The organism is Falsiroseomonas bella (genome assembly GCF_003173615.1).
Lineage (GTDB): Bacteria > Pseudomonadota > Alphaproteobacteria > Acetobacterales > Acetobacteraceae > Falsiroseomonas > Falsiroseomonas bella.
The window spans coordinates 313,429-334,286 of sequence record NZ_QGNA01000002.1; the positions used below are offsets into that span (position 1 = coordinate 313,429).

The 20,858-nt window shown below is 71.1% G+C and carries 22 protein-coding genes; 14 read left to right on the top strand and 8 right to left on the bottom strand.

All coding sequences use genetic code 11. The features are described 5' to 3' along the window. Positions 1–117 precede the first annotated feature (117 nt). A complete protein-coding gene (locus DFH01_RS09780; RefSeq protein ID WP_158287690.1) occupies positions 118–1,002 on the top strand; it encodes a LysR family transcriptional regulator in 885 nt (294 codons plus the stop codon). A 22-nt stretch (positions 1,003–1,024) separates the two neighbouring features. Here DFH01_RS09780 and DFH01_RS09785 read toward each other — a convergent pair whose 3' ends face one another. The 4 genes from DFH01_RS09785 to DFH01_RS09800 form a co-directional block, all read right to left on the bottom strand. After that, entirely contained in the window at positions 1,025–1,399 is a 375-nt protein-coding gene (locus tag DFH01_RS09785) for a phage tail fiber protein (RefSeq protein ID WP_109870257.1), read from the bottom strand. An 84-nt stretch (positions 1,400–1,483) separates the two neighbouring features. Continuing rightward, a complete protein-coding gene (locus DFH01_RS09790) occupies positions 1,484–1,750 on the bottom strand; it encodes a hypothetical protein (protein WP_109870258.1) in 267 nt (88 codons plus the stop codon). Between the two features lie 26 nt (positions 1,751–1,776). Then, on the bottom strand, positions 1,777–4,128 hold the full coding sequence (locus tag DFH01_RS09795; RefSeq protein WP_109870259.1) for a hypothetical protein: 2,352 nt from the start codon (positions 4,126–4,128) through the stop codon (positions 1,777–1,779). A 46-nt stretch (positions 4,129–4,174) separates the two neighbouring features. Further along, a complete protein-coding gene (locus DFH01_RS09800) occupies positions 4,175–4,825 on the bottom strand; it encodes a hypothetical protein (RefSeq protein WP_109870260.1) in 651 nt (216 codons plus the stop codon). Positions 4,826–5,174: 349 nt separating this feature from the next. On the opposite strand from DFH01_RS09800, the gene DFH01_RS09805 reads away from it, so the two are divergent. The 11 genes from DFH01_RS09805 (at position 5,175) to DFH01_RS09855 (ending at position 15,192) form a co-directional block, all read left to right on the top strand. Beyond that, the gene (locus DFH01_RS09805) at positions 5,175–6,275 is read left to right on the top strand and encodes a polyamine ABC transporter substrate-binding protein (RefSeq protein WP_109870261.1); all 1,101 of its coding nucleotides are present in this window, start codon (positions 5,175–5,177) and stop codon (positions 6,273–6,275) included. Continuing rightward, positions 6,272–7,420 (top strand): ABC transporter ATP-binding protein, encoded by a 1,149-nt coding sequence (locus DFH01_RS09810; RefSeq protein ID WP_199231189.1) that lies wholly within the window; start codon positions 6,272–6,274, stop codon positions 7,418–7,420. Before DFH01_RS09805 ends, DFH01_RS09810 begins: the two co-directional genes overlap by 4 nt. Next, positions 7,417–8,298: an ABC transporter permease subunit gene (locus tag DFH01_RS09815; RefSeq protein ID WP_109870262.1), complete on the top strand. Its 882-nt coding sequence runs from the start codon at positions 7,417–7,419 to the stop codon at positions 8,296–8,298. The genes DFH01_RS09810 and DFH01_RS09815 overlap by 4 nt, the downstream gene beginning before the upstream one ends. Next, complete coding sequence (locus DFH01_RS09820) at positions 8,295–9,089, top strand: ABC transporter permease subunit (RefSeq protein WP_109870263.1); 795 nt, start codon at positions 8,295–8,297, stop codon at positions 9,087–9,089. Before DFH01_RS09815 ends, DFH01_RS09820 begins: the two co-directional genes overlap by 4 nt. Before the next feature lie 44 nt (positions 9,090–9,133). Beyond that, positions 9,134–9,496: a hypothetical protein gene (locus DFH01_RS09825; RefSeq protein ID WP_109870264.1), complete on the top strand. Its 363-nt coding sequence runs from the start codon at positions 9,134–9,136 to the stop codon at positions 9,494–9,496. A 99-nt stretch (positions 9,497–9,595) separates the two neighbouring features. Further along, positions 9,596–10,798: a pyridoxal phosphate-dependent aminotransferase gene (locus tag DFH01_RS09830; RefSeq protein WP_109870265.1), complete on the top strand. Its 1,203-nt coding sequence runs from the start codon at positions 9,596–9,598 to the stop codon at positions 10,796–10,798. Beyond that, a complete protein-coding gene (locus DFH01_RS09835; protein ID WP_109870266.1) occupies positions 10,798–11,229 on the top strand; it encodes a GNAT family N-acetyltransferase in 432 nt (143 codons plus the stop codon). The genes DFH01_RS09830 and DFH01_RS09835 overlap by 1 nt, the downstream gene beginning before the upstream one ends. A 59-nt stretch (positions 11,230–11,288) precedes the next feature. Continuing rightward, positions 11,289–12,491 carry a pyridoxal phosphate-dependent aminotransferase gene (locus tag DFH01_RS09840; protein WP_109870804.1) on the top strand — a complete coding sequence of 401 codons (1,203 nt, stop codon included), beginning with the start codon at positions 11,289–11,291 and terminating at the stop codon, positions 12,489–12,491. After that, entirely contained in the window at positions 12,488–13,489 is a 1,002-nt protein-coding gene (locus tag DFH01_RS09845; protein ID WP_233256055.1) for a GNAT family N-acetyltransferase, read from the top strand. The genes DFH01_RS09840 and DFH01_RS09845 overlap by 4 nt, the downstream gene beginning before the upstream one ends. Beyond that, the gene (locus tag DFH01_RS09850; protein WP_109870267.1) at positions 13,486–14,007 is read left to right on the top strand and encodes a DinB family protein; all 522 of its coding nucleotides are present in this window, start codon (positions 13,486–13,488) and stop codon (positions 14,005–14,007) included. Before DFH01_RS09845 ends, DFH01_RS09850 begins: the two co-directional genes overlap by 4 nt. A gap of 84 nt (positions 14,008–14,091) precedes the next feature. After that, on the top strand, positions 14,092–15,192 hold the full coding sequence (locus tag DFH01_RS09855) for a PP2C family protein-serine/threonine phosphatase (RefSeq protein ID WP_146217027.1): 1,101 nt from the start codon (positions 14,092–14,094) through the stop codon (positions 15,190–15,192). Positions 15,193–15,195: 3 nt separating this feature from the next. On the opposite strand, the gene DFH01_RS09860 is transcribed toward DFH01_RS09855, so the two are convergent. Beyond that, positions 15,196–16,080, bottom strand: coding sequence for an alpha/beta fold hydrolase (locus tag DFH01_RS09860; protein WP_109870269.1), 885 nt, complete (start codon positions 16,078–16,080; stop codon positions 15,196–15,198). Between DFH01_RS09860 and DFH01_RS09865 the strand changes: the two genes are divergently transcribed. Together DFH01_RS09865 and DFH01_RS09870 are read left to right on the top strand one after the other, a co-directional pair. Next, complete coding sequence (locus DFH01_RS09865; RefSeq protein WP_332903274.1) at positions 15,967–17,100, top strand: NAD(P)-binding domain-containing protein; 1,134 nt, start codon at positions 15,967–15,969, stop codon at positions 17,098–17,100. The genes DFH01_RS09860 and DFH01_RS09865 overlap by 114 nt on opposite strands. A gap of 3 nt (positions 17,101–17,103) precedes the next feature. Beyond that, positions 17,104–17,892 (top strand): N-acyl homoserine lactonase family protein, encoded by a 789-nt coding sequence (locus DFH01_RS09870; protein WP_109870271.1) that lies wholly within the window; start codon positions 17,104–17,106, stop codon positions 17,890–17,892. Here the strand turns inward: DFH01_RS09870 and DFH01_RS09875 are convergent. From DFH01_RS09875 to DFH01_RS09885, 3 genes are read right to left on the bottom strand one after another with little or no spacing between them, the layout of a single operon-like run. Further along, positions 17,882–18,211: a hypothetical protein gene (locus DFH01_RS09875; protein ID WP_109870272.1), complete on the bottom strand. Its 330-nt coding sequence runs from the start codon at positions 18,209–18,211 to the stop codon at positions 17,882–17,884. The genes DFH01_RS09870 and DFH01_RS09875 overlap by 11 nt on opposite strands. A 45-nt stretch (positions 18,212–18,256) precedes the next feature. Further along, positions 18,257–20,395: an NAD-dependent DNA ligase LigA gene (gene ligA, locus DFH01_RS09880; protein ID WP_109870273.1), complete on the bottom strand. Its 2,139-nt coding sequence runs from the start codon at positions 20,393–20,395 to the stop codon at positions 18,257–18,259. Next, positions 20,392–20,847: a GNAT family N-acetyltransferase gene (locus DFH01_RS09885; protein WP_158287691.1), complete on the bottom strand. Its 456-nt coding sequence runs from the start codon at positions 20,845–20,847 to the stop codon at positions 20,392–20,394. Before DFH01_RS09885 ends, ligA begins: the two co-directional genes overlap by 4 nt. Positions 20,848–20,858: the final 11 nt, after the last annotated feature.

Here is a 20,858-nt window from a genome sequence, read left to right on the forward strand (position 1 = left end):
GTTCCTTCCCTGACGCCCCGCGGTGTGGCGCCGGGCCGATTGCCGGGGAGGTTCCGCCGCATCATGCTCGGCGTCCAATGCATTGTCGGCTGCCGATCGATGCCACCGGAGGCATGGATGCTGGAAACGCGCGAGATCCGGCGCTTCGTGGTACTCGCCGAGGAATGCCATTTCGGCCGCGCCGCCGCGCGGCTCGGCATGGGCCAGCCGCAGCTGTCGCGCGCACTGCAGCGGCTGGAACGGACGGTGGGTGCGCGGCTGGTCGCCCGCAGCAGCCGCGAGGTCGCGCTGACCGAGGCGGGGCGTTCGCTGCTCGAGGACGGGCGGCGGCTTCTGGCGATTGCCGAGGCCGCGCCGCTCGCCGCGCGCCGCGCCGCGCTCGGCGAACGTGGCACGCTGGCGCTGGGCTTCTCCGGCTCCTGTGCCTACGCCTTCCTGCCGGCGGCGCTGGAAGGCTTCCGGCGCGCGCGGCCCGAGGTCGAGCTCTCCCTGAAGGAGATGGCCGCGGCACGCCTGGTGGAGGCGCTGCGGGAGGGGCGCTTCGACATCTGCCTGATGCGCGGCGCGCAGGTCCCGCGTGGACTGGCCGGCGCGCTCGTCTTCGAGGAACCGATGGTCGCAGCCTTGCCGCGATCGCATCGCCTGGCCGGGCAGCCGCGCATCGCGCCGCGCCAGCTCGCTGCTGATCCCTTCCTCGCCTTCCCGGCGCGGGACGGCACGGATTTCCACCGGCAGCTGACGGAGATCTGCGCCGCCGCGGGCTTCGCTCCGCGGATCACGCAGGAAGTCTCGCCCATGCATGCGCTGATCGGCCTGGTCGGTGCCGGGGTGGGCGTGGCGATCGTGCCCGCTTCCGTACGCAAGCTGCGCTTCGACGGCGTGGCCTATCGCCCGCTGGCGCAGGCCGGGGCGCGGTCGCAGGTCTGGGCGGTGTGGCGGCCGGATCGCCTGCCCGCGCCGGCGCGCGCCTTCGCCGAGCATATCGGGGTGGCGGTCGCCTGACCGCCACCCCGCATGGCCGAGGCTATTCCGGCGTGACGGTCAGCGCATCCACCGCGACGGTGATGGTCCCCGGCCCGCCGACGCTCACCGGCGAGGAGAGCGGCGCATGGGTGAGCGGGTTGCCGCCGCTCGCGGCGTCGAACAGGCCGAGATGGCTGAGCGTGCCGACGGCGCCGGTGAAGTTGAAGCTGAGCGCCGCCGCGTTGCGCTGCGCGCCGGTGCCGGTGAAGGTCACGCGCTGCCGCGCATAGCCGTTGCCAGCGGGCTCCCCGGTAAGCCCGGTGCCATCCGCGCCGCCGGTCCCGAGTGCCGCCCAGACGGCCACCGGCAGCGCCGGCACGCGCCCGCACAGCGCGCGCGCGAGAAGGTTCTTCGCATGATCAGTGAGATCGGTCATCGCTATCTCCTCACGATTGCAGGGGCCCGGGGACGATCATCGTCCCCGGCGGAGCGCGAGGCGGAGCCTCGCCCCGTTCCTTCTTCAGAAGCTGCCGAGCAGTGCCGCCGAGAGCTGCGGCCCCGTCTCCTCCAGCCCCTCCGGCACGGCGAGCGGCACCCGCGCGACGACGGTCGCATAGGCGAGCCCGTCCAGGTTCCGCGCTGCCTCGCCGGCCGGCGGGATGAATCCGCCGACCCGCGGATCGAGCGCATTCGCCATCTCGCCAGGCCCGTGCCAGCCGAGCTGGCGCAGCGCCGCCTCCAGCGTCGCGGGCGGGCCGTGCCAGCGGCAGAGGCTCCATTCGGTCATGTCGGGCTCCTCTTCGGGGGGATGGATCACGCCGCCGCCGCACCGGCGAGCAGCAGCAGCCGCGTCGTGCCGCCATCCGGGCTGTAGGCGAGCAGCGTGGCGAGGCCGCCGTTGCGCAGCTTCGTCAGACCGTCCGGGTTGGTCGGCGTTGTGCCGGTGAAGCCGCTCATCGCGATCGTCAGGTCGCCGCCGGTACGGTTGGCGACGAGGCAGGAGAAGCCGTCGCCGGTCGCCGCCCAGTCGATCGAGAGCGTGGTGCCGGGATTGGCGCTGACCAGTCGCGCGTTGTGCGCTGCAAGCGTCAGCGCCGTCGCGCTCGATGCCGCGGCCACCGGCAGGCGGCGCGCGGTGAATTGCGCGTCCACATAGCCCTTGCTCGCCGCCTGCGCGGAGGCGGTCGGGTCGCCCGGCAGCACCAGCGGGCCCTGCAAGGTCACGGTGCCCGTCGCGCCGACGCGCAGGCGCTCGGTGAGGGTCGCGCCGTTGCGCGTCTCGATGACGAAGGCGCCGGCCTCGCTGCCGGCGGCCACCGTCTCGCTGACGCCGCCGGCGCGCGCGAAGGTGGTCTGGCTGCCGCCCGCGTTGTTGCCGGCGAAGACGACCTGGCCCAGCGCGTCGCCATTCGCCGGCGTGTCGGAGGCGCGGCGCAGCGTCAGCGTCATCGGCGCGGTCATCGCCGCATTCGCGCCCAGCACCACGCCGCCATTCGGGTTGACCCCGGCGAGCCCGCCGATCTCCAGCGGCGCCAGCGGTCCGCCGCCGATGCCCATCGCATAGGAGATGGCGGCGTCCTGGTTCTCGAAGCCGAGCTCGGCGCCAAGCGTCTCGGAGCGTCGGAACAGCACCGTGCCCTGGTCCGGCGTCGAGCCCAGCGCCTGGGTGCGGTTCGCCACCAGCACGATGCGGGAGACATCGGCCGGCGTCTGTCCCTGGAAGGTGGTGCTGCGCGTGTCGGAGGCGACGACGGACAGGCTGTCGCCGGTCGATGCCAGATAGACGCTCGCCGCCGGCAGGTCGCAGGCGACGAGCGTCAGCCCGCCATCCAGCACCTCCACCGTGCGCGCCGCGCCGTCGCCGCCCACCATGACGCCGACGAACTGGTTGTCGCCCTGGTTCGGCGCGGTGCTTGCAACCCGCACGGCCGTCGCCATGCTGCTGATGAAGCCGCCGAGCCACTTGGTGCGGAAGGCGCTGCCGCGGATCCAGGTGCCGACGGTCAGCGGGTCCTTCAGGCTCAGCAGGTCGTCCACGCTGCAGTTGTTGAGCTGGATGGACTGCGCGCCGTCGCCCAGGTCGAAGCCCAGGTCGTAGCCGTAGCAGAAGCAGTTGACGAATTCGGCGACGTCGCTGGTCTCGATGCGGAAGGCGGTGCCGAGGCGGCGATTGTTCCAGACGGTCAGCGTGCCGCCGCCGGTCCAGCTGCCGGAAAAGCTGCTGCCCTGCAGGTCGAGCCGCGTGGCGTCCACCACCGTCGCGGTGCGCCGGCTGTTGGCGTTGGGCACGCCGTTGACGCCGGTGACGTTCACGAGGTCGCCGGTGACCAGGCCATGCGCCGTGGCCGTGGTGATACGGATGAGGCCGCTGCCGTTGTTCGCCACGCCGGCGACGCCGAACTGCGCCAGGGTGACGCCGGAGAGATTGCCCGTCAGGAAGGGCCAGAAATGAACGTCGTGGATGCGCGTGATGTCGAAGGTGCGCGACAGGAAGATGCCGTTCCGGTTGTCGCCGCGCATCCGCCGCAGGTTGAAGCGCTGGCTGTTGTCCGCGCGCAGCGCCAGGTCGAAGCCCAGCACCAGCACGTCCTCGACCAGCACGTCGTGATGCGTGCCGGAGCCGTCGCCGATGGTGATCGCGGTGCCCGCCATCGCGGCGCGCAAATTGATCGCGGCGCGTACCGTTGTGGGCGGCGCGCCGAGCCCGTCGCGGATCACCGCGACGCGGCGCAGCGTCGCGCCGCGCAGCACGCGAAGGGTGCGCGTGGAGTCGAGCAGGATGGTGCCGGGAAGGCTGCGGTAGTCGCCGGAAGGCCGCTGCCCGCCGGGGAAGACCGGCCCTTCGAGGCAGACATTCTCCCTCACCACCAGCTCGGCCGCGGCGACGCGATACCGCCGCGGCCCGAGCCGCACGATGCCGCCGCCCGCGGCATTCGCCGCGTCGATCGCGGCCTGGATCGCGGCCACGTCGTCCGCGATGCCGTTGCCGATGGCGCCGTAGTCGCGGACATGGAACATGCGCTCGGCGAAGACGCCGGCGGTGATCTGCGCGAAGGTGGCGCGCCGTGTCTCGGCCGCCGCGCCGCTGCCCTGCACGACCGGCGCGAGGTCGGCAGCGGCGAGCGCCGTGGCGGCGGGAAGATCGGTTATCCTGGTGTCGGGCATCGGCCTCTCTCTTCTGTTGCGCTGCGCGGAGGGATCTCGGCCGCGGTCAGACGAGCAGCCGGTCGCCGGCCTCCGTCAGCAGCACGTCGCCCGCCTGCGTCAGCAAGGTGAAGGCGGCGCCGACCGAGAAGGGCGGCGAGGTGTCGGTCAGCATGGGATAGGCGGGGGCGACGACGCGCAGCGTGTAGCCGTTGCCGGGCGCGGGTGCGGGCAGGCTGGCGCTGGCCGCGCCGTTGCTCACCACGGCCGATTGCGGGCCGCGCACCGTCTCGCCGCTGGCATCGGCGATGGAGAAGTCCACGGTCGGGATGGCGCCGACCACCGTCGCCTGCGCCTCCACCGTGCCGCCGGCGACGACGGTGCCACCGATCGGCAGCAGCAACAGCGTCATGGCCAGCGCGGTGGCGAGTTGGCGGACGGAGAATTTCTGCGCCGAGGAGCGGTTGACGCGGAAGGGCACGGTGGCGGTGTCCACCACCACGCCGCCGGGGATCACGGTGTTGGGCCGGACGGTGGTCAGCGTCAGCGCATCCGCGGCCTGGAGGAACATCACGTCGCCCGCGGCGAGGCGGTTGGCGGCCTGCGCGAAATAGCCGGCTCCCAGCGCCTCGGCGCGCGTGTCCGTGGTGCGGTAGAGCCAGAGGGTGAAGCCACTGTTGGCGAGCAGCGGGATCAGGGCGTTGTTGTCGAAGGGCATGCGGGGCTCCGGTCGGGCACGCGCGGCCGCGGCCCGCGCGGCTGCGCGGACCGGGACCAGGGAAGGGCGGGCAAGGAACGGATTCCGGCCGCGCGACGCGCGTGGCCGGCGCGGAGCGGGCTCCGCGCGAAGTGCAGGATGAGGAAATTTCAGGGAAAGCCAGGCGGCGACTGGACGCAGCTCGCCCCGTGGCGAGAGCCTTCTAGCCCGTGTCGCTGCGACGCGTCAAGAACAAAATCCTACTTACGGAAAGCAGTCTTTGCCGGGCGAGCGGCTCCTGCGCCGAGGGGACGGCGTGCTAGTCTCCGGCGCGTCCGGAACCGGGAACGCCCAGAGGGAACGCCCAGAGATGATCCTGCGACGCCTGCTCCTGCTGCTCGGCGCCAGCCTGCTTGCCGTCATGCCCGTCGCGCCGCGCGCGCAGGAACGCGTGGTCAACGTGTTCAACTGGAACGACTACATCGACCCCGCGATGCTCGAGCGCTTCACGCGCGAGACCGGCATCCGCGTCCGCTACGACGTGTTCGACAGCCTCGAGACGCTGGAGGGGCGCCTTTCTGCCGGACGCAGCGGCTACGACATCGTCGTGCCGACCAGCGAACCCACCTTCTCCCGCCTCGCCCGCGTCGGCGGACTGCTGCCGTTGGACCGCGCGCAGATCCCGAACCTCGCCAACCTCGACCCGGCGCTGATGCGCCAGGTGGCGAGCTCCGATCCCGGCAACCGCTTCGGGGCGCCCTATCTCTGGGGCACGATCGGGCTCGGCGTGAACGAGGCGCGGGTGAGGGCGCTCGCGCCCGACGCGCCGATGGACAGCCTCGCACTGCTGTTCGATCCGCGCCACGCCCGGCGCATCGCGCGCTGCGGCATCACCATGATGGACAGCGCGACGGATGTGATCCCGACGGTGCTGCGATACCTCGGCAAGGACCCGAACAGCACCAGCAACGACGACCTGCGCGCAGTTGAGCAGACGCTGATGGCGATCCGCCCGCATATCCGCAACTTCTCGACCGGCGGCGTGATCGAGGCGCTGGCCAGCGGCCAGACCTGCCTCGCCTTCGCCTATTCCGGCGACGTCATCCAGGCCGGTGCGAGGGCGACGGAAGCGAAGCAGGGCGTGGAGGTGCGCTACGTGGCAGGCAAGGAAGGCGCGCAGCTCTGGTTCGACATGCTGGCTATCCCGGCCGATGCGCCGAACCCCGGCAACGCGCACGCCTTCATCAACTTCCTGCTGCAGCCCGACGTGATGGCGGCGATCACCACCGCGGTCGGCTACCCGAACGGCATCCCGGCCAGCCGCGCGCTGGTGGCGCCGGAAATCGCGAACGACCCGGCGGTCTTCCCAGACGAGGCGCTGCGCGCGCGCTTCTTCACCATCGGCCCGGTGCCGCAGGCGGCGGAGCGCGCGCGCAACCGGATGTGGGCACGCTTCAAGGCCGGACGGTGAATCTGGCTGCCCCGCGGCCTGGCTCCGCGGAGCCGTGGCGCGATCCGGGTGCAGAGCCCTTCCTTCAGATCGAGGGCCTGACCAAGCGCTTCGGTGACTTCGTCGCGCTGGACCGCGTGGACCTCTCGATCTGGCGCGGCGAGTTCTTCGCGCTACTCGGCGGCTCGGGCTCGGGCAAGTCCACGCTGCTGCGCTGCCTCGCCGGGCTGATCGAGCCCGATGCGGGGCGCATCCTGCTCGATGGGCAGGACATGGCGCAGGTGCCGCCCTATCGGCGCCCGGTGAACATGATGTTCCAGTCCTACGCGCTGTTCCCGCACATGGATGTCGCGCGCAACATCGGCTTCGGCCTGCGTCAGGAAGGCGCCTCCCGCGCCGTCATCCGGGATCGCGTGGCGGAGATGCTGGCGCTGGTGCGCATGGAAGGCTTCGGCGCGCGCCGGCCGGATGAGCTCTCCGGCGGGCAGCGTGCGCGCGTCGCGCTGGCCCGCGCCCTGGCGAAGCGCCCCAAGCTGCTGCTGCTGGACGAGCCGCTCTCGGCACTCGACAAGAACCTGCGCGAGGCGACTCAGTTCGAGCTCGTGAACATCCAGGAACGCACCGGCACCACCTTCGTCATCGTCACCCACGACCAGGAGGAGGCGATGACGATGGCGACGCGTCTTGCCGTGATGGACCGCGGCACGCTGGCGCAGGTCGGCACGCCGGGCGAGGTCTACGAATTTCCGAACAGCCGCTTCACCGCGGAATTCCTCGGCACCGCCAACATCCTGGAAGGCGTGGTGGAGGCGCTGACGCCGGCCGGCGCGCGCATCGGCAGCTCGGAATACGACTTCGACATCCTCTCGGAAGGCGAGCCGCCCAAGCCCCTCGGTAGCCGCGTCTTCGTCGCCATCCGGCCGGAGCGCATGCGCATCGAGCGCGCGCAGGAAGGCGCCGACTTCGGCGACAACCGCGTGGTCGGACGCGTCCGCGACATCGCTTATTTCGGTGATTTCTTCGTCTACTACGTGGTGCTCGAGGGCGGGAAGGAGCTGCGCGTCAGCCAGCCCAATTTGCGCCGCATCACCGAGCGCCCGGTGGATTGGGACGACCTCGTCGCCGTCTCCTGGGCGCCGGAAGCGTCGGTGGTGCTGCCCGAATGAGCGCGGCGCGACGCCGCCTGCTGGTCCTGCTGCTGCCGCTGCTCTGGATGGCGGTGTTCTTCCTCGCACCCTTCGCGATCGTCCTTTCGATCGCCTTCGCGGAGGCCGCGGAGGGCCTGCCTCCTTATGCGCCGTTGCTGCGCTGGGTGGACGGGGCGCTGACGCTGCAGCTGAACTTCCAGAACCTCGCGCTGCTGGCCGAGGATTCCTACTACCTCGACGCCTATCTCCTCAGCCTGCGTGTCGCCGCGATCTCCGCCCTGCTCTGCCTGCTGGTGGGCTACCCGATGGCGCTCGCCATCGCGCGTGCGCCGGAACGCTGGCGTGTGCCGCTGCTGCTCCTGGTGATCCTGCCCTTCTGGACCTCCTTCCTGCTGCGCATCACTGCCTGGATCGGCATCCTGCAGGACCAGGGCTGGCTGAACGGGTTGCTGCTGGCGCTGGGCGTGATCGAGGCGCCGCTGCAACTGCTCTACACCGAGTTCGCGATGTATCTCGGCATCACCTACTGCTACCTGCCCTTCATGGTGCTGCCGCTCTACGCCTCGCTGGTGAAGCAGGACCCGGCGTTGCTCGATGCCGCGGCCGATCTCGGCGCGCCGCCTTGGCGGTCCTTCCTCACGATCACCCTGCCGCTGTCGCTGCCAGGCATCGTCGCGGGCTTCCTGCTCGTGTTCATCCCGGCGGTCGGCGAGTTCGTGATCCCGGAACTGCTGGGCGGTCCCGGCGCGCAGCTCATCGGCCGCGTCCTGTGGACGGAATTCTTCCAGAACCGGGACTGGCCGCTCGCCTCGGCGCTCGCCTCCGTCCTGCTGCTCGCGCTGGTGCTGCCGATTGCGCTGTTCCAGTGGCGCTTCGCCGGCGAGCGCCGGCGATGAGGCGCGCAAGCAGGCTGGCGCTGCCGCTCGGGCTCGGCTTCGCCTTCCTCTACCTGCCCATCCTGCTGATGGTGTTGTTCTCCTTCAACGACAGCCGCATGGTGACCAGCTTCACCGGCTTCTCCACGCGCTGGTATGCGGCGCTCTGGAACAACGACGCGCTGACCGGCGCGCTGTTCCTCTCGCTGCGCATCGCCGCGGTCTCGGCCACCATGGCGACCATCCTCGGCGTGCTGGCCGGCTTCGCGCTGGCCCGCTTCGGGCGCTTCCGCGGCCGCCCGCTCTTCGCCGCCGTCATGGCCGCGCCGCTGGTGATGCCCGAGGTCATCACCGGCCTCTCGCTGCTGCTGCTCTTCGTGGCGATGGAGCAGGCCTTCGGCTTTCCCGCCGGCCGCGGCGCCTCCACCGTCGCCATCGCCCATGCGACCTTCGGCGCCGCCTATGTCGCGGTGGTGGTGCAGGCCCGGCTGTCGGAGCTGGATGCCAGCCTGGAGGATGCCGCGCTCGACCTTGGCGCGCGGCCCTGGGCGGTGTTCTTCCAGGTGACCCTGCCCCTGGCCGCGCCGGCGGTGGGGGCGGGCTGGCTGCTGGCCTTCACCCTCTCGCTGGACGACCTGGTGGTGGCGAGCTTCGTCTCCGGGCCCGGCGCCTCGACCCTGCCCATGGTGATCTTCTCGGCGGTGCGGCTCGGGCTGACGCCGGAACTCTATGCCCTGGCCACGCTTCTGGTGCTGGCGGTGTCGGTGGCGCTGCTGCTGGCCTGGTGGCTGCTTCGCCCCAGGCGCGCCTGACCGGCGCCACAATCCGGGCGCCGGGCTGCGCGAGGATCATCCCCATGCGCCGCTTCCTGGCCATCCTTCCGCTGTTCCTTCTCGCGGCCTGCGCCGAGGTCTGGACGCGCCCGGGCACGCCGGTGGCGGTGGCCGAGGCCACCCAGGCCGCCTGTCGCGACCAGGCCGCGCTCGCCGTGCCGCCGCAGATGGTCTGGGTGATGGTCCGCCCGGCCGGCTACTTCCCCGAGAGCCGCTGCTGGCGCGGCCGGGATGGCCGCGAAGTATGCCGCACCGTCTCCCGCTGGCGCCGGGCCGACTATGACCTCGTGGACGTCAATGACGGTCCGCGGGATGCCTGGCGGCGGCAATGCCTCGCCGCGCAGGGCTTCACCTTCCAGGGCTACCGGCCCCTGCGCCTGGAATGACCGGCCTGCGCCGGCCGCAGGTGGACGCCCCGGCCGGCTGCGGTTAGGACAATTCCCGGCCGTGCCCGGACCGGGCGCGGCAGGGAAACCCGGACCGCCATGAACCTGATCGCCGACCGCCTGGACCGCATCTCGCCATCCCTGACCATCGCCATGACGGCGAAGGCCCGCGCGCTGAAGGCCGAGGGGCGGGACGTGATCTCCCTCGCGGCCGGCGAGCCCGACTTCGACACGCCGCGCAACGTCAAGGACGCCGCCATCGCCGCCATCGAGCGCGGCGAGACGAAATACACCGACGTCGCCGGCACCATGGCGCTGCGCAAGGCGGTCTGCGAGAAGTTCCGGCGCGACAACGGCATCGAGTACAAGCCGGAGGAGATCCTGGTCGCCACCGGCGGCAAGCAGGTGATCTTCGATGCCATCGTCGCCACCATCAATCCGGGTGACGAGGCGATCATCCCGGCCCCCTGCTGGGTCAGCTACCCCGACATCGTCTCGCTCGCCGAGGGCAAGCCGGTGATCGTCCCCTGCGGCCCGAACCAGGGGTTCCGGATCACGCCGGAACAGCTTGAAGCGACGATCACGCCGAAGACCAAGTGGTTCATCTTGAACAACCCCTGCAACCCGACCGGCGCCGGCTACACGGCGGAGGAGTTGAAGGGGCTGGCCGAGGTGCTGATGCGGCACCCCGATGTCTGGATCTTCTCCGACGACATCTACGAGAAGCTGACCTATGGCGACATGAAGTTCGCCACGCTTGTGCAGGTGGAGCCGCGGCTGAAGGACCGCACCGTCACGATGAACGGCTGCTCCAAGGCCTATGCCATGACCGGCTGGCGCATCGGTTTCGCCGGCGCGCCGGTGAAGCTGATCAAGGCCATGGACAAGCTGCAGAGCCAGTCCACCTCCAACACGTCCAGCATCTCCCAGGCCGCGGCGATCGAGGCGCTGACCGGGCAGCAGGACAGCGTCGAGGAAATGCGCAAGGTCTATCAGCGTCGCCGCGACATGGTCGTCGGTATGCTGAACCAGGCCGCCGGCGTCCGCTGCCCGACGCCGGAAGGCGCCTTCTACGTCTTCCCCGACATCCGCGGCTGCCTCGGCAAGACCAGCGCCACCGGCAAGAAGATCGAAACTGACGAAGACTTCTGCCTCGCGCTGCTCGAGGAACAGGGCGTCGCCACGGTGCACGGCGCCGCCTTCATGTTCCCCGGCCATTTCCGCATCAGCTACGCGACGGACGACGAAAGCCTGCGCGACGCCTGCACCCGCATCCAGAACTTCTGCGCCGGGCTGAAGTGATGCCGCTCGGCTTTCGTCCCGCGACGGAAGCCGAGTTCGAATTCATCCTGGACCTGTCGATCCGCACCATGCGCGCGCATCTGGAGCGGATCGGGCGCTACGACCCGGAGCGCCGCCGCGCGCGCATGCGCCAGCACCTCGAGGCCGGCAGCCTGCGCCTGATCGAGCGCGACGGTGTCGTGCTCGGCTGCGTCGGCCTCTACGACCACGGCGCGCGGATGGAGTTGCACAGCTTCTTCGTCGAGCCCGCGCTGCAGGGCAGGGGCCTCGGCGCCGAGATCTTCGCCGCGCTGCGCGCGGCCCATCCCGGCCGCGGCTGGTGGATCGAAGTGCTGAAGGAAAGCCCCGCAAGGCGCTTCTGGGAACGCGAGGGCTTCGTGCTGACGGGCGAGGCACCCTTCGACTGGATCCTGGAACGCCCAGCGGATTGAGCCGCGCCGGGGGGCGGACTAGGTTCCCGACCTTGTCGCCCTTCCGAGAGATGCACGCGATGCCCGCCTTGGCCGCCCGCCTGAAGGATGTTCCGCCCGCCGCCTCCGTCGTCATGACGGTGAAGGCGCGCGAATTGCAGGCGAAGGGGGTGAAGGTGATCAGCCTCGCCGTCGGCGAGCCGGATTTCGACACGCCCGCCCACGCCATCGAGGCCGCGCACCAGGCCGCGCTCAGCGGCGACACGAAGTATCCGCCGCAGGACGGCACCCGCGCGCTCAAGGAAGCGGTGCAGCGCAAGTTCAGGCGCGACAACAACCTGGATTACGCGCTCGACGAGATCATGGTCGGCAACGGCGGCAAGCAGGTGCTGATGGACGCCATGCTGGCGATGCTCGATCCCGGCGACGAGGTGATCATCCCCTCGCCCTACTGGATCAGCTACGCCGACATGGCGCGCCTCGCCGGCGGCGTGCCGGTGACGGTGACCTGCCCGCAGAACAACGGCTTCAAGCTCCGCCCGGAGGATCTGGAAGCCGCCATCACGCCGAAGACCAGGCTGCTGATGCTGAACTTCCCGTCCAACCCGACGGGCGCCGCATGCTCGCGCGCCGACATGCAGGCGATCGCCGATGTCATGCTCCGCCATCCGCATGTCTGGATCATCACGGACGACATGTACGAGCATCTCGTCTACGACGATTTCGAGTTCTGCACGGTCGCGGAGGTCGAGCCGCGTCTGAAGGACCGCACGCTGACGGTGAACGGCGTCTCCAAGACCTATGCGATGACCGGCTGGCGCGTCGGCTTCTGCGGCGGGCCGAAGGAGCTGATCAAGGCGATGGTCAACATGCAGGGCCAGATCTCCTCCGGCATCAGCACCGTCGGCCAGGCCGCGGCCGCAGCCGCGCTGGACGGGCCGCAGGACCTCGTGAAGGAACGCGCCGCGATCTACAAGGCGCGCCGCGACATGGTCGTGGAGATGCTGAACGCCGCGCCTGGCATCGCCTGCCACAAGCCGGAAGGCGCCTTCTATGTCTTCCCCAACATCGCCGGCTGCCTCGGCAAGACCACCGCCGGCGGGCGCCGGATCGACACCGACCAGGACTTCGCCCTCGCGCTGATCGAGGAGAAGCATGTCGCGGTGGTGCATGGCGCGGCCTATGGCATGAGCCCCTACATCCGCATCTCCTACGCGACGGACACCGAGAGCCTGCGCGAGGCCTGCACGCGCATCCAGGATTTCTGCCGCGCCTTGTCGTGACCGGCGCAGCGCTTCGCCCGGGCCGCGACGACGACGCGGAGGGCTTCATCCGCCTGATCGGCGATTGCTGGTCCGAATATCCGGGCTGCATCCTCCACGTGGATGGCGAAGTGCCGGAGCTGCGTGCGCTCGCGAGCTATTTCGCGAAAGCGGGCGGTGCGCTCTGGGTCGCCGAACAGGATGGGCGCGTGGTCGGCATGGCGGCGACGCGCCCCATGAATCAGGATGCCGCGTGGGAGATCTGCAAGGTCTACGTCTCGAAGCCCGCGCGCGGCAGCGGCCTTGCGCATGCATTGATGGGCGCGGCGGAGGCGCATGCGCGCGCGGCCGGCGCCGAGCGGCTCGTGCTCTGGACCGACACCCGCTTCGAGGCCGCGCATCGCTTCTACGAGAAGCGCGGCTTCGTCCGCCAGGGCTCCATCCGCATCCTGGACGACATCTCCAACAGCCTGGAATTCCGTTACGCCAAGCCACTGCGCGGGCTGGTGGTTGAGGCGCTGGACGCCGCCGCGGCCGCCAGCGCGGAGCGCCGCCTGGCGGAACTGCTGGTCGGCGCCGTCGCGGCCGGCGCCAGCCTCACCTGGCTGCCGCCGCTCGATCCCGCCGTGGCGCGCGGCTACTGGAAGGGCGTCTCCTCCGCCGTCGCGCTGGGCAAGACGGTGCTGCTCGTCGCCTGGCTCGATGGCGAACTGGTCGGCACGGTGCAGCTCGACCTCGCCATGCCGGAGAACGCGCCGCACCGCGCGGAGGTCCGCACGCTGCTGGTGGAACCGCGCGTCCGGCGCCAGGGCATCGGCGCCGCGCTGATGAAGCGCGCGGAACAGGCCGCGCGCGGCATCGGCCGCCGCCTGCTGGTGCTCGACACGCGCCGCGGCTCGGAAGCTGAGGCGCTCTATCGCGCGCTCGGCTGGACCGCGCTCGGCACCATCCCGGGCTTCGAGCTGGACGGCGCGCGCCAGCCCGCCGATGCGGTGTTCTTCTGGAAGGCCCTCTCATGATCACGCCGGACTGGGTGCGGCTGATGGCCGCGTACAACGCCGAGATGAACCGCCGCCTCTACGCCGCAGCGGACGGCCTGACGTCGGCGCAGCGGAGCGAGGATCGCGGCGCCTTCTTCGGCTCGGTCCAGGGCACGCTGAGCCACCTGCTCTGGGGCGACCGCACCTGGATGTCGCGCTTCGACGGCTGGGAGAAGCCCGCCGGCGGCATCCCGACCAGCCCCGGCCTCTATGCGGATTGGGACGCGCTGAAGGCAGCGCGTATCGAGGTCGATGCCGGCATCGAGGCCTGGGCGCGGCGCGTGACGCCGGATTGGCTCGGCGGCGACCTGTCCTGGTTCAGCGGTGCCCTGGGGCAGGAGGTTTCGCGCCCGATGGCCGTGCTGGTCACGCATTTCTTCAACCACCAGACGCATCACCGCGGCCAGGCGCATGCGCTGCTGACAGGCTTCGGCGCGCGCACCGGCGACACCGACCTGCCCTTCATCCTCCCCCCGGATGTTCTGGCCGCGGGCTGAACGCTTGCTTCGCCCTGCCGCAGCGCGGCATGGTGCAGCCACGCTTCAGACCGGGCCCGAGCCTTGGACGAGACCGAACGCACGATGATCCGTCGCACCGCCCCGGCGCCCGCGCCGGGGGAGGATGCGATCCTGCATGTCCTGCAGGTGGAGGCGCCGCCCGAGGATCCCGCCCGCCGCGTGATCCTGGGCGAACTTCCGATCCGCATCGGCCGCGTCGCCGGCAACGACCTGGTGCTGGCCTCCGGCGAGGTGTCGCGCAGCCACTGCGCCGTGGTGCTGGAAGGCGGGCGCGCCATCGTCACCGATCTCGGCTCGACCAACGGCACCTATCTCAACGACCAGCGCCTCGCGGCGCCGACGCCGCTGGAGGAGGGATCGCGTCTGCGGATCGGTCCCTTCGTGCTGGCCTATCTGCGCGGCCCGCGCCGCACCCTGGAACGCGCGGCGGAGCTGGAGCGCAACCTCGATCGGGCTGCGCGCTACGTCCGTGCGCTGCTTCCGCCCGCCATCCCGGACGGCCCGGTCCGCGCGCACTGGGCCTTCGAGCCTTCGGTGCGCGTGGGTGGCGACGGCTTCGGCTATCGCCCGCTGCCGGATGGCCGCTTCGCTGTATGGCTGATCGACGCCGCCGGTCATGGCATCGACTCGGCGCTGCTGGCCGCCTCCGCGATGACCGTGCTGCGCGAGGGCGGGCCGCCGAACACCGAGCCTGGCGATTGCCCGGCCGTGCTGGCCGCGCTGGACGGCATGTTCGACACCGAGCGGCATGACGGCCTGTTTTTCACGCTGTGGTACGGCGTCTACGATCCGCGCACGCGGCGCATGGTGCATATCGCCGGCGGCCATCATCCGGCCTATCTGCTGGTGCCGGGCGGCGCCGAGCCGACGGCGCTCGGCACCCGAAACCTGCCGGTCGGCGCCGGCCTCTGGGGCCGCACGCCGCAGACCGGCGAGGCGGAGATCCCGCTTGGCGCCCGGCTCTACCTGTTCAGCGACGGCGCCTTCGAGACGCGGCGCGCCAACGGGCAGCAGAATGCATTGTCGGATTTCCTGCCCGTGCTGACCGCGCCTTCCGTGCCGGACCTGCCCGAACCCGAGCGCCTGCTGCGCGCCGCGCGCGATCTGGCCGGCGGCACCGAGTTCGAGGACGACGTCTCCATCCTCGTGCTCGACTTCCCCTGAGGGCTACGGCGCGTCCAGGAACCCGTCGAGCGCCGCCAGCACCGCCTCCGGCGCCTCCTCCGCCAGGTAGTGGCCGGAAGCCACCGGGCCACCGCTGACCGGGCCGCCGGCATAGCGGCGCCAGACCTCCAACGGCTCGTACCAGACGCCGACCTTGCCCTTGGCGCCCCACAGCGCCAGCAGCGGGCAGGTCACGCGCTGCCCCGCCTCGCGGCTGGCGCGGTCATGCTCCAGGTCGATCGTGGCGGCGGCGCGGTAGTCCTCGCAGATCGCCTCCACCGTGCCGGGCGTGCGCAGCGCGACGAGGTAGTCGGCCCGCGCCTCCGGGTGGAAGAAGCCCCTGTCCTTCGGCTCGCGCGAGGTGTGCAGGTCGAACCAGTCCTCCACGTCGCGCAGGATCATGCGTTCCGGCAGCGGATGGCGCTGCGCCAGGAAGAACCAGTGCCAGTAGCCCATGCCGAAGGCCATGTCGGTCGATTCGAAGTGATGCAGCGTCGGCACGATGTCCATCACGCAGAGCCGCGCCACGGCCGCCGGCGCATCCAGCGCCAGGCGATGCGCCACGCGCGCGCCGCGGTCGTGCGACACCACCTGGAAGCGGTCGAAGCCGAGGCCCCGCATCAGCGCCAGCATGTCGGCGGCCATCGCCCGCTTCGCATAGGCCGCGTGATCCGCCGAGACGGGCGGCTTGCCCGAAAGCCCATAGCCGCGCAGGTCCGGGCAGATCACGGTGAAGCGCCGCGCAAGTGCGGGTGCGACCTTGTGCCACATCGCATGGGTCTGCGGGTTGCCGTGCAGCAGCAGCAGCGGCGGTCCCTCGCCGCTACGGCGCAGGCGCAGCTCCACGCCGTCCCCGGCGCGGCGTTCCTCCACGAAACCTTCGAACATGCGCCTGTCCTCGCCCACTGCCGCCGCACTCTATCCGGGCGGCGCCGCGCAGTTGACCCCTGGCGTGGCGCGGCCCAGCTTCCCGCGGAACGCGCGCGGGAGGACGGCATGGAGATCAGGCGGATCGGCTTCATCGGCATCGGTCGCATGGGCTGGCCCATGGCGCGCCGCCTGCTGGAAGCGGGCCATGCGGTGAGCGTGCAGGATGCCGTGCCGGGCCGCGCGGAGGAGTTTGCGCGCAACCACGGCGGCACCGCCGCGCCCGACGCTGCCGCGGCCGCCGCCGGCGCCGATGCCGTGATCACCATGCTGCCGACCAGCCGCGAGGTCGAAGCGGTGGTTGCCGCGATCCGCCCCGTGCTGCGCCCCGGCGCGGTGGTGGTCGAGATGTCCTCCGGCGAGCCCTCCGCCACGCGGACGATGGCGCAGGACCTCGCGGCGCACGGTATCGCGATGGTGGATGCGCCCGTCTCCGGCGGCGTCGCCCGCGCCGAGACGGGGCAACTCGCCATCATGACCGGCGGCGAGGAGGCGGTGCTGGCGCGGCTGCATCCGGTGCTCGGCGCCATGGGCACCACGATCACGCGCTGCGGCGATGTCGGTGCGGGCCAGGCGATGAAGGCGCTGAACAACCTGGTCAGTGCGGCCGGCTTCCTTGTGAGCGTCGAGGCGCTGCTGATTGGCAGCCGCTTCGGCCTCGATCCCGCCGTGATGGTGGATGTGCTGAACGCCTCCACCGGCATGAACAACTCCACGCAGAAGAAGCTCAGGCAGTTCGTGCTGTCGCGCGGTTTCGATTCCGGCTTCGGGCTGGACCTGATGGTGAAGGACCTCTCCATCGCGCTGCAGGTCGGGCGGGAGACGGCGACGCCCACGCCGCTCGCCGCGCAGACGCGCGAGCTCTGGGCCGCCGCCGCGTCGCTGCTCGGCCCTGGCCAGGACCACACGGCCGCCGCCCGCTTCGCGGAGGCGCTGGCGGCTTCGGAGCTGTCCTCCCCCCAGGTGCCGCGGAAGGGCTGAGCCATGTGGCAGGTCTTCGCCCTGCGCTACGCGCATCACGACCGCCCGGCGCAGCAGAACTTCCTCATGCCGGTCGAGGATGCGCATGAGGCGATGCCGATGGACTACTTCGTCTGGCTGCTGCGCGGCCCGGACGGGCGCGAGGTGCTGGTCGACACCGGCTTCGACGCCGCGACCGCCGCGCGCCGCGGCCGCACCATCCTACGCCCGGTGGCCGATTGCTTGGCCGCGATCGGCACCGATGCGGCGGCGATCCGCGACGTGGTGATCAGCCACCTGCACTACGACCATGCCGGCAATCTCGGCCTGTTCCCCAACGCCACCTTCCACATCCAGGACCGCGAGGTCGCCTTCGCCACCGGCCGCCACGTCTGCACCGCCTGCATCCGCGCACCCTTCGAGGTGGAGGACGTGGTGAAGCTGGTGCGCGCCGTCTACGCCGAGCGCGTCTGCTTCCACGACGGCGAGGGAGAAGTGGCGCCGGGCGTCACCGTCCACCGCGTCGGCGGCCATTCGGACGGGCTGCAGATGGTGCGCGTGGCGACCGCGCGCGGCCCGCTGGTGCTGGCCGTGGACGCCGCGCACTACTACGCCAACATGGAGCGGCGAAACCCGTTCCCCATCGTGTACGACCTCGGCGCGATGATCCAGGGCTGGCGCCGCGCGCGGCAGCTTGCCGGCGGCGACGACAGCCTGGTGATCCCCGGTCACGATCCGCTGGTGCGCGAACGCTTCCCGGCCGAGGACGCGGCAGGGGAGGTGCTGCGGCTGGACCTGCCGCCTACTCGTTGATGAAGGACCAGGCCGCAAGGCCGAGCCCGACCACCGCGAACAGCATGGACAGGCCCGGCCAGGCCGGCCGCGGCCCGCGATGGTTGAAATACCAGTTGGCCGCGATGGAACCGAGCAGCGCCGCCGTCCCGTCCGCCCATTCGCCGCGGGCGTAGTCGCGCACGATCAGCACGCCCCAGGCGATCAGCGCGGCGAAGGCCAACCCCTTCCAGACGAGATCGGCGACGGCATTCGCCGGCCGCATCGCGGGATCGGAGGAGCGGGTGTGGATGAAGGCCGCGACGGAACAGAGCAGCGCGGCGACGAAAGCGGCGGACATGGCGCCGGATTACGGCGACAGGCGCAGGCCGCGCAAGCGGGGCCGCTACCCCAGCCCGGCCATCTCCCGCCATTCCGCTTCGGTCAGCGTCTTCACGCCCAGTTCCGCCGCCTTGGTCGCCTTGCTGCCCGCATCGGCGCCGACCACCACGAAGTCGGTCTTCTTCGAGACGCTCTTGGTCACCTTCGCGCCGAGCCGCTCGGCCTGCGCCTCCGCCTCGTCGCGGCTCATGGTCTCAAGCGTGCCGGTGAAGACCACGGTCCTGCCGGCGAAGGGGCTGTCCGCGGCGGCGGCGAAGGCCGCGTCCTCCGGCGTCACTTCCCGTGCCAGGTCGTCCAGCGCGGCCCGGTTGTGCGGCTCGATGAAGAATTCGGCGAGCTCGGTCGCGATGGCCGGCCCGATCCCCTGGATGGAGCCCAGCTCCTCGCGCGCCTCGCTGCCGATGGTGGTCGCGGCCAGCATCTTCGCCCGCCATTCCGCCAACGAATGATAGTGCCGCGCCAGCAGCTTCGCATTCGCCTCGCCGATGCGGCGGATGCCGAGGGCGAAGATGAAGCGCTCCAGCGGCACGCGGCGGCGTGCCTCGATCGCGTTCAGCAGGTTGGCGATCTTCCGCTCGCCCCAGCCCTCCCAGGAGCGCAGCGTGTCGGTGTGCCGCTTCAGCCGGAAGATGTCGGCCGGCTTGCGCACCAGCCCGGCGTCGAACAGCGTCTGCAGGTTCTCCTCGCCCAGCCCCTCGATGTCCATCGCGTTGCGGCGGGTGAAGTGGATCAGCCGCTCCACCGTCTGCGCCGGGCAGATCAGCCCGCCGGTGCAGCGGCGCACCACCTCGCCCTCCGGCCGTACGGCATGGCTGCCGCAGGCGGGGCAGACCGTCGGGAAGACGAAAGGCTGCGTGTCCTTCGGCCGCTTCTCCGGCACGATGCCGAGGATCTGCGGGATCACGTCGCCCGCGCGCTGCACGATCACGGTGTCGCCGATGCGCACATCCTTGCGCGCGATCTCGTCCTCGTTGTGCAGGCTGGCATGGGTCACCATCACGCCGCCGACGCCGACCGGCTCCATCACCGCCCGCGGCGTCAAGGCGCCGGTGCGGCCAACCTGGATCTCGATGTCGAGCAGCACGGTCGTCGCCTGCTCCGCCGGAAATTTCCAGGCGATCGCCCAGCGCGGCGCGCGCCCGACGAAGCCGAGGCGCCGCTGCCAGTCCAGCCGGTTGAGCTTGTAGACGACGCCGTCGATGTCGTAGCGCAGCGCGGCGCGGCCTTCCGTCATGCGCTGCTGGAAGGCGGCAGCCGCGTCCTCGTCGGCCAGCAGCTCCGACAGCGGGTTGACCGGGAAGCCCCAGCCGCGCAGCCGATCCAGCCAGTCCCAATGCGTCTCCGCCGGCTGCTCGCTCGCCTCCCCCATGGCATAGGCGAAGAGCTTCAGCGGCCGCTGCGCCGTGATGGCGGGATCGAGCTGGCGCAGCGACCCGGCGGCGAAGTTGCGCGGATTGACGGGGATGGTGATGGCCGGGCCCACCTTCTCGCCGCGCGCGCGCCGCGCCTCGCGTTCCTCCGCCGCCGCGACCTGCGCCGCGCGGAAGGCGAGGAAATGGGCCTTCTCGCAGAACACCTCACCGCGGATCTCGATACGCGCCGGCGCCTTGCCCTTCAGCCGGCGCGGGAGGTCCGCCAACGTCAGCAGATTCGCCGAGATGTCCTCGCCCATGCTGCCATCGCCACGCGTCGCGCCGCGCACGAACTCCCCGTCCTCGTAGAGGAGGTTGACCGAGAGCCCGTCGATCTTCGGCTCGCCCACGAATTGCAGGCGCTCCGCCTCATCCAGCCGCAGGAAGCGGCGGATGGAGGCGGTGAAGGCCCGGAAATCCTCGTCGCCGAAGGCATTGTCCAGCGAGAGCATCGGCACGCCGTGGCGCAGCTTGGCGAAGCCTTCGGCCGCCTCGGCACCGACGCGGCGGCTCGGGGAATCCTCCCGGATCAGCTCGGGGAAGCGCGCCTCGATCGCGCGGTTGCGGCCGACCAGCGCGTCATACGCGGCGTCGCTGATCTCCGGCGCGTCCCTGCCGTGATAGAGCGCGTCGTGATGCGCGATCTCGGCCGCCAGCGCTGCCAGCTCCTGCTGCGCCTCTTCCTCTGTCAGCGCCTCGACCTTGCGGGCGCGCAGCGCGGCATCCGTCATCGCTCCTGCATCCCCGCCAGCCGCTCGAACGCCTCCCCCGCCAGGAGGAAGTCGATCGTCCCTGCCTCCGTGACGTCGAGCGAGCGGTGGAAGCGGAGCGCGAGCTCGTCGCCCTCGTCGGCGTTCCACCAGACGAATCGGCCGCCCGTCCGCCGCGCCTCCGCGGCGACGGCGCCGACCAGGGCGCGCGCGATCCCACGCCGGCGCGCCGCAGGGGCGACATAGAGATCGTTGAGAAACAGGCCCCAGCGGCTCGCGCCGGTGTCATAATGCGGATGCGCGGTGGCGACGCCCACGGCCTCGCCATCCTGCTCTGCCACCAGCACCAGCGCACGCGGGTCGCCGATCAGGTCGCGCGCCACGCTTTCGTGCGTGATCCGCTCCGGCGACAGTCCGGGCTCGTCGTTCAGGTCGCGCAGCAACGCGGCGACCGCTGCCGCGTCCGTCGCCACCGCGCAGCGGA